Raw genomic sequence first — 12,701 nt, forward strand, 5'->3', positions numbered from 1 at the left:
AACGTCCCGCCGGAGACCTGCGCCCGCTAGGCTGAGCGCGTTCGCCCTCCACGTAAGGGACTCGGCGTGCTTCTGGCACATTCACACGGCACGAAAGAGCACACGCTTTCCCCGCCGGGACATTCGTGAAAAGCGCCGATGAGAACCGGCCTACCGCTACGCGACGGTAATCCGAGGTCATCCTCTCGCTCCATAGAGAAAATCGGGATGATTTCCGCGATTCAGCGACCGGATACCGCCTTGCTCTTCATATCGAAGACAGCTAGCCGAAACACTCATTGAACACACGTCGTATAAACTCCGCGAACGAGGCTGAGAGTCGGCTCTCGCGGTCCCCGGTCCTGCCGTCGGAGCTCGCACGGCGGACCCCCAACCCACGCAACCGGACCCCGGGCACCCGTCTCTCCGATCCCCGAGAGCTGACAGCGCCGTCCGCCCCCGCCCTCGCGCCACCGTGCCTGTCGAATGAGAGGCGACCCACCATGCCGCTGCTTGTCCCCCCGGCTCCCGCGCCCGCACTGCGCACCGTCCTCACGGCACTCGGATCTCCCACCGCCGTCAGCGAGGCCCGAACTCCCTCCCTGCGAAGCGCCCAAGGTCCCGCCGCACCCGAACTCCCGCTGCCCGTCCACGTCCTCGACCGCATCACCCCCGAGGGCGCCGGCAGCACCCGGCTCGCGGGCTGGCGCTTCCTGATCCGCTCCGGCGACCGCGCCCTGGCCGCCGCCGAGACCCGCCTCACCCCGGACGGCTGGGCCTTCTCGCACTTCTTCGAAGGCCCCTACATCACCTCCACCGAACTCGCCCTGCGCCAGGCCGATGTGATGCAACAGCCCTACCAGCCCCGCCTGCTGTCGGTGCCCGAGCTGTACATGCTCACTCTCTGGCTGCACGCGGACATCACCACCGACGGCGCCACCGGCGTCCCGGCGCCGACCGACCTCCTCGTCCCGCTGGCGCCCGCCCCACCCGGGATCGCGGCCCATCGTCCGCACCGGGTCGCGGACCTCCTCCCGGTCCTGACGACGCGCCTGCCCCCCGCACCTCTCATGGGGTCACCCGCCTGAACCGGGGCCGCCTCCTCACGCGCACCATCGCGTACCCCGCCGCCGACATCCGGGCCGCGGGGTACGCGATTGCCCTCGGCACCGCATTCCGCTCTGACGCGCGGCAATACGCTCGTACGAGCCCTTCATAGTCCTTGTCCTACGCCGGACTAGCCCCATCCGACCATGGCGAACCACCCGAACGGACAGGGCAGTTGCGATGAACCGTGCGCATGGAGGACGCGTCATCAACCTGTGAGAAAACCGTGCTGCGAAATGCCTGCGGATTGACGTCCGTGGGGCAACACTGGGACCGGACCGAATTATCACAACGGGGGGCGGCCATGAGCGAGGCTTCACGCCGCGACACAGACACGACAGCCATCTCACCACTGACGACAGAGCGAAAGATCCCCACAACCATGTGCCAGCACCAGCCACCGTGCCCGACCGCCGAATCCGCCGACCGGGAAGGCGCCCGCCTCGTGGCGCACCACCCGGAGCAGGGATGGAGCCTGCTCTGCAACGGCGTTCTGCTCTTCGAGGACACCGGTGAGCTCCTTCCCGACGGCCAGATCATCGCCCCGCACCGCCCGCTGGCAGCGGCACGGTGACGACGGTGGCCTGAGCCGCACGAGGTGCGCACAGGGCGGGCGGCCGCGCAGCGGACACCCGCCCGGACACAGAGGGGCCGGCCGGAGAACCACTCTCCGAACCGGCCCCGACGCGTATCCGCGGGCGACTACTCCTCGTAGGCGTCCAGCGGCGGGCAGGAGCAGACCAGGTTCCGGTCGCCGAAGGCCTGGTCGATCCGGCGCACCGGCGGCCAGTACTTGTCGGCGGGCTTGACCCCGGCCGGGAACACGGCCTCCTCACGGGTGTACGCGTGGTCCCACTCGCCGCCGAGCGCGGCCGCGGTGTGCGGCGCGTTGCGCAGCGGGTTGTCCTCGGCGGGCCACTCGCCCGAACCGACCTTCTCGATCTCGGCGCGGATCGCGATCATCGCGTCGCAGAACCGGTCCAGTTCGGCGAGGTCCTCCGACTCGGTCGGCTCGATCATCAGCGTCCCCGCCACAGGGAACGACATCGTCGGCGCGTGGAAGCCGTAGTCGATCAGCCGCTTGGCGATGTCGTCGACGCTCACCCCGGTCGTCTTCGCGAGCGGCCGCAGGTCGACGATGCACTCGTGCGCGACGAGCCCGCCAGGACCGGTGTACAGCACCGGGTAGTGCGGCTCCAGCCGCTTGGCGATGTAGTTGGCGCTGAGCACGGCGACCTGCGTCGCCCGCTTCAGGCCCTCGCCGCCCATCAGCCGGACGTAGGACCACGAGATCGGCAGGATGCCCGCCGAGCCCCACGGGGCCGCCGAGATCGGGCCCACACCCGTCTCCGGGCCTGCCGCGGGCTGCATCGGGTGGTTCGGCAGATACGGCGCCAGGTGCTCCCTGACCGCCACGGGGCCGACACCGGGACCGCCGCCGCCGTGCGGGATGCAGAACGTCTTGTGCAGGTTCAGGTGCGAGACGTCACCACCGAAGTGGCCCGGCTTGGCGAGGCCCACGAGCGCGTTGAGGTTCGCGCCGTCGACGTACACCTGGCCGCCGGCGTCGTGCACCTGGGCGCAGATGTCGGCGACGTGCTCCTCGAACACACCGTGCGTCGAGGGGTAGGTGATCATCAGCACGGACAACTGGTCGCGGTACTGCTCGATCTTGGCCCGCAGGTCCTCGACGTCGATCTCGCCGTCCCCGGCGGTCTTCACGACGACGACCTTCATGCCGGCCATCACGGCGCTCGCGGCGTTGGTGCCGTGCGCGGAGGACGGGATCAGGCACACGGTGCGCTGGTCGTCGCCGTTGGCCCGGTGGTAGCCGCGCACGGCGAGCAGCCCCGCCAGCTCACCCTGCGAGCCGGCGTTCGGCTGGAGGGACACCTTGTCGTACCCGGTGACCTCGGCGAGCCGCTCCTCCAGCTCGCGGATCAGCGTCAGATAGCCCTGCGCCTGCGCGGCGGGCGCGAAGGGGTGCAGCTGCCCGAACTCGGGCCAGGTCACCGGTTCCATCTCGGTGGTCGCGTTGAGCTTCATCGTGCAGGAGCCCAGCGGGATCATGCCCCGGTCGAGCGCGTAGTCGCGGTCGGCGAGACGGCGCAGGTAGCGCAGCATCGCGGTCTCGGACCGGTGCTCGTGGAACACGGGGTGGGTGAGGTAGTCGTCGGAGCGCAGCAGCGCCTCGGGCAGCGTGTCCTCGGCGACCGCGTCGAGGACCTCGACGTCGCCCTCCACCCCGAACGCCGTCCACACGGCGCCCAGCTGCGCCCGCGTGGTGGTCTCGTCGCAGGCCACGGACACGTGGTCGGCGTCCACGAGGTGCAGGTTCACACCGTGCCGGCGCGCGGCCTCGACGACCTCCGCGGCACGTCCCGGCACCCGCGCGGTGAGCGTGTCGAAGTACGCGCCGTGCACGATCTCGACGCCGCCCGAGGCGAGCCCCGCGGCGAGCACGGTGGCGTAGCGGTGGGTGCGCCGGGCGATGGTCCGCAGCCCCTCGGGGCCGTGGTAGACGGCGTACATGCCGGCCATCACGGCGAGCAGCACCTGGGCGGTGCAGATGTTGCTGGTCGCCTTCTCACGGCGGATGTGCTGCTCACGGGTCTGGAGGGCGAGCCGGTACGCCTTGTGCCCGTCCGCGTCCACGGAGACACCCACGAGCCGTCCGGGCAGGCTGCGCGCGAACTTCTCGTGCACGGCCATGTAGCCCGCGTGCGGCCCGCCGAAGCCCATCGGCACACCGAACCGCTGCGTGGTGCCGACCGCGATGTCGGCGCCCAGCTCGCCGGGCGGGGTCAGCAGGGTGAGGGCGAGCAGGTCGGCGGCGACGGTGACGAGGGCCCCGAGTCCGTGGGCCTGCTCGATGACGGGCTTGAGGTCGCGTACGGCACCGGAGGCGCCCGGGTACTGCAGGAGGACGCCGTTGATCTCGCGGGCGGCGAGGTCGGCGGGGATGCCGTCGCGGAGGTCGGCGACGACGACCTCGACCCCGGTGGGCTCGGCGCGGGTCTCGATCACGGCGATGGTCTGCGGCAGCGTGTCCGCGTCGACCAGGAAGAGGCCCTTCTTGTTCCTGCCCATGCGCCGGGACAGGGCCATGGCCTCGGCGGCGGCGGTGCCCTCGTCGAGCAGGGAGGCGCCGGAGGTGGGCAGCCCGGTGAGCTCGGCGACCATGGTCTGGAAGTTGAGCAGCGCTTCGAGCCGGCCCTGGGAGATCTCGGGCTGGTACGGCGTGTAGGCCGTGTACCAGGCGGGGTTCTCCATGACGTTCCGCAGGATGACCGGCGGGGTGAAGGTCCCGTAGTAGCCGAGCCCGATCATGGAGCCCAGCACCTGGTTGCGGTCGGCGAGCGTGCGCAGCTCGGCAAGTACCTCGGCCTCGGTGCGGGCACCCGGCAGCTTCAGGGCCTCGGCGTTCTTGATCACATCGGGGACCGCGGCGGCCGTCAGCTCGTCGAGCGAGCCGTATCCGACGTGGGCGAGCATCTTGGCCCGGGCCTCGGCGTCGGGTCCGATGTGACGCCGCTCGAACGGGATTCCCTGTTCGAGCTCTGCGAGCGGAATGCGGTGGGCGGTCATGGCGGAGGCCTCCTGGTCTGACGCGACCTTCGAGGGCACCACGGCAGGGGTGCCCGGACGGCCTCCCCCTCTGTCATCTCGACCTGAGAGCTTCACCGGTCCGGGTGCGGACCGGCTTTCACCGTCGGTGAGAGCGGAAACCGTCGACACCCGCTCTGCTTTCCAGAGTGACCTCGTCCGTGCGGTACGTGAGCCTGAGAGATTCCGGGGAGGATTTGCTCCTTCGGCGCCTCCGGATGGTGTCCGGAGGACTCTCCCGCACGGGTTCAACAGCCGCTGCAAGCGTATCAGCGCGGTCGCCGCACGTGTCTTCGAGTGGCCACCTTCCCCGATGTGCCTTTTCGTAGTGGTGAGGAAGGATTTGCAACCCCCATGGCTACCACTTGGAGGGCCCGTGCAGACCGACATCGATCCGCGCAACCTGATCGGCCGCAAGGCGTTCGACCGTAAGGGCACCAAGATCGGCACCGTGGACGAGGTCTACCTCGACGACGCGACCGGCATCCCGGAGTGGGCCGCGATACGCATGGGTCTGTTCGGCCGCGACGCCTTCATCCCTCTGGAGCCCAGCGAACTCGTCGAGGGCTCGCTCCGCGTCCCCTTCGACCGGGCCCTCATCAAGGACGCCCCCGACTTCGGCGTCGGCCGCCATCTCTCCCCCGAGCAGGAACTCCAGCTCTACCACCACTACGGCCTGGACATAGCCCCGCCGCCCCCGCTGGACCGCGACTTCGGCAACGTGGCGAGCCAGGAGGACCCCTGACCCCAGACCCCCGAGCCCCCAGGCCCATCCTGACCCGGTCCCGGACTGGTCCCAGCACCCCGCCGACCGCCGACCCACGACTGCGGCGCTCCCGCGCGGCCACCGGCCCGCCTCATCCCGGCGCCGGCGCCCTCCCCGCCCCTCCCTCGTGCTCCGGCCCCGGCACGGGCACCGTCTCCGACGGTCGCACCGGCCCGCCCGGCACCAGCGGCAGCGGATCCACCGCTTCGAGACCGGGATCGTCCGTGCGGAACGTCCGCACCCGCCCCGGCTCCTCGTCCTCGGGCGCCTCGAACCGCACGGTGACCCGCCCGAGCCCGCTGCCCTGCACCCAGCCGTGCCCGTACGCGGCGTGCCGGACGTCGTGTCCAGCCGACCAGCGACGTTCGGCGGCCTGGCCCGCGCTCTCCTCCGGAACGGCCTCCTCCACCGTCTCTTCCTCCGACAGTTCCTGCTCCCCGGCGGCCTGCGCGAACAGGTCCTCCTGCGTGTAGTCGGCGAGCCCGCTGACGCCCACCCCCAGCAGCCGCACCCCGCCGGTGGTGTCGACGGCCTCCAGCAGCCGCGCCGCGGCCTCCCGCACCACGGCCGGGTCGTCGGTCGGCCCCCGCAGCGTCTCGGACCGGGTCAGCGTCGAGAAGTCGTACCGGCGTACCTTCAGCACGATCGTCCGCCCCGACAGACCGGCCGCCCTGAGCCGCCGCACACACCGGTCGGCGAGCCGCTGCACCTCCAGCCGCACCCGCACCCGGTCGTGGATGTCCACGTCGTAGGTGTCCTCCACGGACACGGACTTCGTGTCCCGCTCGGCGACCACGGCCCGGTCGTCGCGCGCCAGCGCCATCGCGTACAGGCCGTGCCCGTGCGCCTTCCCGAGCAGCCGTACGACCTCGTCCTCGCCCGCTTCCACGATCTCCTCGACGGTGGTGATCCCGGCGCGCCGCAGATGGTCGCCGGTGGCCGGCCCGACCCCCGGGAGGATCCGCACGGACATCGGCCCGAGGAGGGCCCGCTCGGTGCCGGGCTCGATGAGCACCAGGCCGTCCGGCTTGGCCTGCTCGGAGGCGATCTTCGCGAGCATCTTGGACGCGGCGAGCCCCACGGAGCCGGTCAGTCCGGTCACCTCGCGTATCTCCTGCCGCAGCCGTACCCCGGTCGCCCGCGCGGAGGCCTCGTCCCAAGCCGCTCCCCCGGACTCCAGGTCCACGAACGCCTCGTCCAGGCTGAGGGGCTCCACCAGGGGCGACAGGGCGTGCAGGAGCCCCATGACCTGCTGGCTGATCGCCCGGTAGAACGTGAAGCGGGGCGTGAGGTACGCGGCGTTCGGCGCGAGCCGACGGGCCTGCGCCGTGGGCATCGCCGAGTGCACACCGAGGGCCCTCGCCTCGTACGAGGCGGTGGCGACCACGCCGCGGGGACCCAGCCCGCCCACGATGACGGCCTTCCCGCGCAGACTCGGCTTGGACGCCTGCTCCACCGAGGCGTAGAAGGCATCCATGTCGAGATGCAGGATCGTGGGCGCGGTTCTCACGTCTCCGATGCTGCCCTACGCCACTGACAATGCCCCGCCACCCGCGACGATGACGCCCCGGTCGCGGGCTGCCTCGCACCCCGCCCCGAGGGGCACGGGCCCTCAGCCGTGGCCCGCCGTCGCACTCCGCTCAGACCGCGCGATTGCGCCTGCGCGCCAGTTCGTCCGCGGGGTTGGGACGGACGAGGGTCTCGCCCGTGTCGATCCGCTCGCCGTGCAACTGGGAGAGAGCGCTTTCCACATCACGCCAGACCACCCCGACGGCAATCCCGAAGATCCCCTGGCCGCCTTGGAGGAGGGCGTGGACCTCGTCCGGCGAGGTGCATTCGTAGACCGTGGCCCCGTCGCTCATCAGCGTCATCCGCTCGAGATCGCTGAAGCCCCGCTCCCGCAGGTGCTGGACGGCGGTGCGGATGTTCTGCAGGGAGACCCCGGTGTCGAGGAACCGTTTCACGATCTTGAGGACGACGACGTCCCGGAAGCTGTAGAGCCGCTGTGTCCCGGAGCCGTGTGCGGGCCGCACGCTGGGCTCCACCAGGCCGGTGCGGGCCCAGTAGTCGAGCTGGCGGTAGGTGATGCCGGCGGCCGCACACGCGGTGGGGCCGCGGTACCCGACGTTCTCATGGGGCTCGGGCCCGGCCTCCGTACTGTCCTGGACAGCCGTCGGCAGCTGGGGAACGGGACCGGCCGCGCCGCCGGGATGGGGATACCCCCTGCTCGAGCGGAGCCGAGCGCTCGGGGGAGGGTACGAGCCGCTCTCCCCCAGGCTGCGTCCGGGGGCACCCCCAGCCGTACCGTCGCCGCTGTTCCTCACGCCGACCTCCGTCCTTGACCTGCCTTCTCGACGGTAGGCAGCCACCAGGGGTGCGTCAACGACCGCCACACTCGGCACGCCGAGTGATAATCACCCTGAGAGTGGTTTCCCGTGCCCTTCCGCGGGGAAAGGCTAGCCGAATGTGCTAAGCGGAACCCCGGCACGCCGCACGGGCACGTGCCAGGTGTTGCACTCTCGTGATGCCGCTCTCCGGGCCGGCCACTCCCACCGGTGATGACCGCACCGCCGGACGACGGCGGGGCCTGGTGGTCCACCGGTCCTCGACAAGGCGACGGCAGCACGGCCCCACGCCACGGACCGACCGACCGGCTGGCCTGACAACCGACACCACCACGGCGCGGCCTCACTGGCTGCTGGTACCGAAGTCCTCCGGCGAGATCTGGTCGAGGAACTCGCGGAACTTCTCCACCTCGTCCTCCTGCTCGTCCGGGATCGCGATGCCCGCGTCGTCGAGCACCCCGTCACTGCCGAAGATCGGCGTTCCGGTGCGCAGCGCCAGCGCTATGGCGTCGGACGGCCGGGCGCTCACCTCGACACCGCTGGCGAAGACCAGCTCGGCGTAGAAGACGCCCTCACGCAGATCCGTGATGCGCACTTCCGTGAGTTCCTGGCCGACGGCCTCCAGCACGTCCTTGAACAGGTCGTGCGTCAGCGGCCGCGCGGGGGCCATGCCCTGCTGGGCGAAGGCGATCGCGGTGGCCTCCCCGGGGCCGATCCAGATGGGGAGGTAGCGGTCGCCTCCCACTTCGCGCAGGAGCACGATCGGTTGGTTGGAGGGCATTTCGACCCGGACACCTACGACATCGAGCTCGTTCACACAGCAACCCTAGGCCGTGCTCGGGATGTTTGGGTAGTCGAGCACGGATAGGGCGGACGATCCGCCACGGGCGAACACACGTCCTCAGCGGAGCCGGACACCCAGCGCGCTCTGCACCAGCGCGGCGTGGAGCTTCACCGTGAGCCCCGCGAGCTCCCTCGTACGGTCCTCCGCATGCGCCCTGGTCTGGGGGTTGCGGTGGCGGCGCAGCGGCGCGACGACCTGCTCCACGAGGCCCGCCTCACGGTCGGCGGCGGCCCGCATCACCCGCAGATGGCGCGGCTCGATACCGAAGCGCCCCAGTTCCACCACCAGCGTGGCGACCGTCAGGGCCTCGGCGTCGTACGAGCCGTCCGGCAGCGCCGCCACCAGCCCGTACGACTCCCACTCGGCCAGCTGCTCCTCGCCGATCCCGGCACCGGCGAGCAGCTCGGCCCGCCCGATCCGGGCGGCGGTGGGCTCCTCTGGCTCCCCGAAGAGCTCGCGCAGGCGCTCTCCGTCGCCGATGTCCCGCTGGCGGCCCACGGACGGCAGCCGGACGTCCTCGCCCCGCTCCAGGGCCGCCAGGTGCTCACGGATGACCTTGAGCGGCAGATAGTGGTCCCGCTGCATCCGCAGGACATGTCCGAGGCGGTCGACGTCCCCGGCGCTGAACTTGCGGTACCCCGAGGGGGTCCGCTGCGGCTCGATGAGCCCCTCCGACTCCAGGAAACGGATCTTGGAGATCGTGACCTCGGGGAACTCCTCGCGGAGCAGGTTCAGCACCGAGCCGATGCTCATCAGCCCACTGTCCGCGGCGGTGGTGCCGTGATCGGCACCACCGCTCGATGTTCGAAGCATGGACCTTCCCTGGGGATTCCCCCCGGAACGAGTCCGGGGGCGGGTCAGTAACCCCGCTGGCTCGCGTAGAAGACCAGCCGGTACTTGCCGATCTGCACCTCGTCACCGTTGTGCAGGGCGACCTGGTCGATCCGCTCACGGTTGACGTACGTGCCGTTCAGGCTGCCGACGTCGGCGACCGTGAACGAGCCGTCCTGGGCCCGGCGGAACTCCACGTGGCGACGCGAGACGGTGACGTCGTCCAGGAAGATGTCGCTCTGCGGGTGACGGCCCGCCGTCGTCAGGTCACTGTCGAGCAGGAAGCGGCTGCCCGCGTTCGGTCCGCGGCGCACCACGAGGAGTGCCGAGCCGAGCGGCAGCGCGTCTACGGCGGCCTGGGCCTCCGGCGAGAGCGCCGGCAGCTGTGTCTGCCCCGTCGTCTCGGAGTCGTAGGCCTCCAGGCCGGAGATCGAGATCGTGGAGGTCGTCTCCGACGGACGCTCCGGAACCGCGCCGGGGCGCAGCGGCGCGCCGCAGTTGGAGCAGAAGCGGCTGTTCTCCGCGTTGCGGTTACCGCACCTCGTACACACCAGGGCCGACATCGACGGATCCTCCTGCCGCGGCTGCCCCGCCGGGGCATGGGACGCATACGGGTCGGTGGCGAACCCTCCACCCGTACCTGAGGCTGACGGGTCCCCGAAACCTATGCGGCCCGACTGGGAAGGGTCAACAGACGGCGCGCCCTGACCTCCGGAAATGTCACCGCCCGGACCAGCGACCTGGTCCCGGAACAGGGGGCGCTCGCCCCCCTGGCCCTCCGCCTCCGAAGGCTGCGCGCGATGGCGGGAGGTCGCGTTGCCGCTGTCCTCTCGCGCGCTCTTGCCGAACAACTTCGCAAACAACTTCACGGGCGATTCCCCTTGACCGAAACAGACCCGCCCGTGGGGCAGGACGAACCCTGACTGAACACACCGGCCGACCCGGACATCCTCACAACGTCCGTTTCCACCAGACAGTTTCCACCACGCACCACCCATTCGGTGCGCCGACCCCCCGCAACCTCATGCCCTCGCCGGACGACCCCTATGCACCTGCGGTTCACCGGGAGGACGACCGAGCGTAGTCAGGCCGCTTCGCCGCTCGCAAGGCGTCCACGACGATCTTGTCAGCCCGCTCCACGGTCACGGTGGCCTGCTCCTTCTCCAGTGTCTGCACCACGCCTCCGGGGATGTTCAACGCGGGCTCGAGGTCCTGCGGGTTGCCGATGACCTTGAAACGAAAGGGCTGGGTGATCTTGTTCCCGTCGACACTGATTCCCTTGCCGGAATCGGTGAGATAGGTGCTGGCGACCACGCGCACGCCGTTCACCTGGATCGCCTCCGCGCCGGCGGCGCGCAGCTCCTGGATCGCGTCGAGCAACATGTCCGCCTCGACCGTCCCCTTCGTGTCGTTGATCGTCAGCGTGATGCCGGGTCCCTGCGCGGCCACGGTGCCCGCCAGCACGCCGAGTTGTCTTTCCTTCTCGACCGTCTGCTTGCGTGCCTCCTCGGCCTGGTCCGAGCTGTTCTCCAACTCGGTGCGCTGATCCTCGAGACCCTGCTTCTCCTCCTCCAGACGCTGAGTACGGTCATCCAGTTCATCGAGGATGCGTACGAGATCTTCCTGGCGCGCGCCGCGCAGGGCGCTGTCGTCGTTGGTGGAGGCCACCTGGACGGCCAGACCGAAGCCGAGGCCGAACAGCAGGAGAGCCACGATGAGTTGGGCCCGGGTGAAGCGCGGCGGCCACAGCCCCTGGGCCAGCCGCTGCCGACCGGTCAGCCGGTTCTTCTCCTCGGGCACGGCCTTTCCGGGCCCTTCGGCGGCCGTGACCGGGACCTCCTGCGGGAGTTCGCGGCGCAACCGGGTCGTCGGCTCGTCGTCGTCCGCCCCGCCCGCCGCGGGCCTCGGGTTCTCGTCCCTCTCGCTCATCGGCCTCACGCCCGGAACACGTGCCGGCGGATCGCCGCGGCGTTGGAGAAGATGCGGATGCCGAGAACGACCACGACACCCGTGGAGAGCTGGGCGCCCACGCCCAACTTGTCGCCGAGGAAGACGATCAGGGCGGCCACGACCACGTTCGACAGGAACGACACCACGAAGACCTTGTCGTCGAAGATCCCGTCCAGCATGGCGCGCAGCCCGCCGAACACGGCGTCCAGGGCAGCGACGACGGCGATGGGGAGGTACGGCTCGACCACCGCGGGTACCTCGGGCCGGACCAACAGTCCGGCCACGACTCCGAGGACGAGGCCCAGTACGGCGATCACTATGTGCCCTTCCTAATGCTCGGTTCTGCTGTTCGTACGATCACGCTCGGCGCGGCCGGCACCTTGACATCGCTCTCGGCGGAGATGCTCGTCCGGATCCCGAAGTTCTCTTGCAGGGCATGCAGATACAGCCCGTCGGGGCTGTTCTGGAACCTGGTGCTCAGCCGCTGCCCGTCGCCCACCGCCAGGACCGTGTACGGCGGCACCAGCGGCTTGTTGTCGACCAGTATGGCTTCACCCGCGGCCCTGATCGCCGACAGTGCCGTGAGCCGCTGTCCGTTGATCGAGACGGCCTCGGCGCCCGACTCCCACAGCCCGTTGACGACGCGCTGCATGTCCCGGTCGCGTACGCGCCCGGTGTCGGAGAACCCCGAGGTCTCGCGCGGACCGCCGTCACCGCCCTGGCTGGCGTCCTTGGAGTCGTTGACGACGAGTTTCACGCCGGGGCCGTGCACCTCGACGGCGCCCGACAGGATGCCCACGAGGTCGTCCTGGCGGCTGCCGCCGTCCTTGAGGGCCTCGCGCTGGCGCGCGCTCACGTCGTCGCGGAGGTCGTCGACGGAGTCCTCCAGCTTGTCCGCGGCCGCGGTCTGCTGCTGGATGCGGTCGATGAGCTCTTCGCGCTCCTTGGCCATGACGGGGGCGCTGATCCGCGCCTGCGCCGCGCCCACGGTCACGACCAGGGCGGCGAGCACCAGCCCGACGGCGAGGCCCAGCTTCGCCCGTACGGTTTTGGGCATGCCCCCGGTGCCGTCGGCCTTCTTCCGGGCGGCGGCCTCGGCGTATCCGTCGTCGAGGCTGTGGTCCATGACGTTGTTGAGCAGCGACATGGAGGCGTCCGGACGCGACGGGCGCGTGGGTGTGCTCCGAACGGGGGGGTGCTGCGGCATGCCGCACATCGTCGCACGTCGCGCCCGCTACCTCCGAATGGCCCCACCCACGTGCCGGACAGGCCC

The 12,701-nt window shown here is 70.5% G+C and carries 12 protein-coding genes and 1 riboswitch; of the genes, 3 read left to right on the forward strand and 9 right to left on the reverse strand.

Going from position 1 to position 12,701, the window contains the following annotated elements; all coding sequences use genetic code 11:
- The first annotated feature begins 482 nt into the window (after positions 1-482).
- Both GSY65_RS05170 and GSY65_RS05175 read left to right on the forward strand, forming a co-directional pair.
- Positions 483-1,067, forward strand: a complete 585-nt coding sequence (locus GSY65_RS05170) for a hypothetical protein (RefSeq protein WP_159766181.1) — start codon at positions 483-485, stop codon at positions 1,065-1,067.
- Positions 1,068-1,468: 401 nt separating this feature from the next.
- Positions 1,469-1,660, forward strand: a complete 192-nt coding sequence (locus GSY65_RS05175; protein WP_159766182.1) for a DUF5999 family protein — start codon at positions 1,469-1,471, stop codon at positions 1,658-1,660.
- 128 nt (positions 1,661-1,788) lie between these two features.
- On the opposite strand, the gene gcvP is transcribed toward GSY65_RS05175, so the two are convergent.
- Positions 1,789-4,674: an aminomethyl-transferring glycine dehydrogenase gene (gene gcvP / locus GSY65_RS05180; RefSeq protein ID WP_159766183.1), complete on the reverse strand. Its 2,886-nt coding sequence runs from the start codon at positions 4,672-4,674 to the stop codon at positions 1,789-1,791.
- A gap of 172 nt (positions 4,675-4,846) precedes the next feature.
- A riboswitch (glycine riboswitch) is annotated at positions 4,847-4,943 on the reverse strand.
- A 125-nt stretch (positions 4,944-5,068) separates the two neighbouring features.
- On the opposite strand from gcvP, the gene GSY65_RS05185 reads away from it, so the two are divergent.
- Positions 5,069-5,437 carry a PRC-barrel domain-containing protein gene (locus tag GSY65_RS05185; RefSeq protein WP_159766184.1) on the forward strand — a complete coding sequence of 123 codons (369 nt, stop codon included), beginning with the start codon at positions 5,069-5,071 and terminating at the stop codon, positions 5,435-5,437.
- 112 nt (positions 5,438-5,549) lie between these two features.
- Here GSY65_RS05185 and GSY65_RS05190 read toward each other — a convergent pair whose 3' ends face one another.
- The 8 genes from GSY65_RS05190 to GSY65_RS05225 form a co-directional block, all read right to left on the reverse strand.
- Entirely contained in the window at positions 5,550-6,968 is a 1,419-nt protein-coding gene (locus GSY65_RS05190) for a DNA polymerase IV (RefSeq protein WP_159766185.1), read from the reverse strand.
- A gap of 130 nt (positions 6,969-7,098) precedes the next feature.
- The gene (locus tag GSY65_RS05195; protein ID WP_201452454.1) at positions 7,099-7,782 is read right to left on the reverse strand and encodes a MerR family transcriptional regulator; all 684 of its coding nucleotides are present in this window, start codon (positions 7,780-7,782) and stop codon (positions 7,099-7,101) included.
- Between the two features lie 364 nt (positions 7,783-8,146).
- Positions 8,147-8,620, reverse strand: coding sequence for a bifunctional nuclease family protein (locus tag GSY65_RS05200; RefSeq protein WP_028797289.1), 474 nt, complete (start codon positions 8,618-8,620; stop codon positions 8,147-8,149).
- Between the two features lie 84 nt (positions 8,621-8,704).
- Positions 8,705-9,460 carry a transcriptional regulator FtsR gene (ftsR, locus tag GSY65_RS05205; RefSeq protein ID WP_159766186.1) on the reverse strand — a complete coding sequence of 252 codons (756 nt, stop codon included), beginning with the start codon at positions 9,458-9,460 and terminating at the stop codon, positions 8,705-8,707.
- 44 nt (positions 9,461-9,504) lie between these two features.
- On the reverse strand, positions 9,505-10,476 hold the full coding sequence (locus GSY65_RS05210) for an FHA domain-containing protein (RefSeq protein ID WP_159766187.1): 972 nt from the start codon (positions 10,474-10,476) through the stop codon (positions 9,505-9,507).
- 61 nt (positions 10,477-10,537) lie between these two features.
- The gene (locus tag GSY65_RS05215) at positions 10,538-11,407 is read right to left on the reverse strand and encodes a DUF881 domain-containing protein (protein WP_159766188.1); all 870 of its coding nucleotides are present in this window, start codon (positions 11,405-11,407) and stop codon (positions 10,538-10,540) included.
- 5 nt (positions 11,408-11,412) lie between these two features.
- Positions 11,413-11,745, reverse strand: coding sequence for a small basic family protein (locus GSY65_RS05220; protein WP_009343209.1), 333 nt, complete (start codon positions 11,743-11,745; stop codon positions 11,413-11,415).
- On the reverse strand, positions 11,745-12,644 hold the full coding sequence (locus tag GSY65_RS05225) for a DUF881 domain-containing protein (protein WP_159766189.1): 900 nt from the start codon (positions 12,642-12,644) through the stop codon (positions 11,745-11,747). Before GSY65_RS05225 ends, GSY65_RS05220 begins: the two co-directional genes overlap by 1 nt.
- Positions 12,645-12,701 lie beyond the last annotated feature (57 nt).

This window comes from Streptomyces sp. HM190 (assembly GCF_009857135.1).
Taxonomy (GTDB): domain Bacteria; phylum Actinomycetota; class Actinomycetes; order Streptomycetales; family Streptomycetaceae; genus Streptomyces; species Streptomyces heilongjiangensis.

What these genes read in the sequence shown, in the direction of transcription:
- GSY65_RS05175 (WP_159766182.1), top strand. Translation starts at nt 1,469, where the DNA reads ATGTGCCAGCACCAGCCACCGTGCCCGACCGCCGAATCCGCCGACCGG.
- GSY65_RS05215 (WP_159766188.1), bottom strand. Translation starts at nt 11,407, where the DNA reads ATGAGCGAGAGGGACGAGAACCCGAGGCCCGCGGCGGGCGGGGCGGAC.
- GSY65_RS05225 (WP_159766189.1), bottom strand. Translation starts at nt 12,644, where the DNA reads ATGTGCGGCATGCCGCAGCACCCCCCCGTTCGGAGCACACCCACGCGC.
- gcvP (WP_159766183.1), bottom strand. Translation starts at nt 4,674, where the DNA reads ATGACCGCCCACCGCATTCCGCTCGCAGAGCTCGAACAGGGAATCCCG.
- GSY65_RS05170 (WP_159766181.1), top strand. Translation starts at nt 483, where the DNA reads ATGCCGCTGCTTGTCCCCCCGGCTCCCGCGCCCGCACTGCGCACCGTC.
- ftsR (WP_159766186.1), bottom strand. Translation starts at nt 9,460, where the DNA reads ATGCTTCGAACATCGAGCGGTGGTGCCGATCACGGCACCACCGCCGCG.
- GSY65_RS05210 (WP_159766187.1), bottom strand. Translation starts at nt 10,476, where the DNA reads ATGGGTGGTGCGTGGTGGAAACTGTCTGGTGGAAACGGACGTTGTGAG.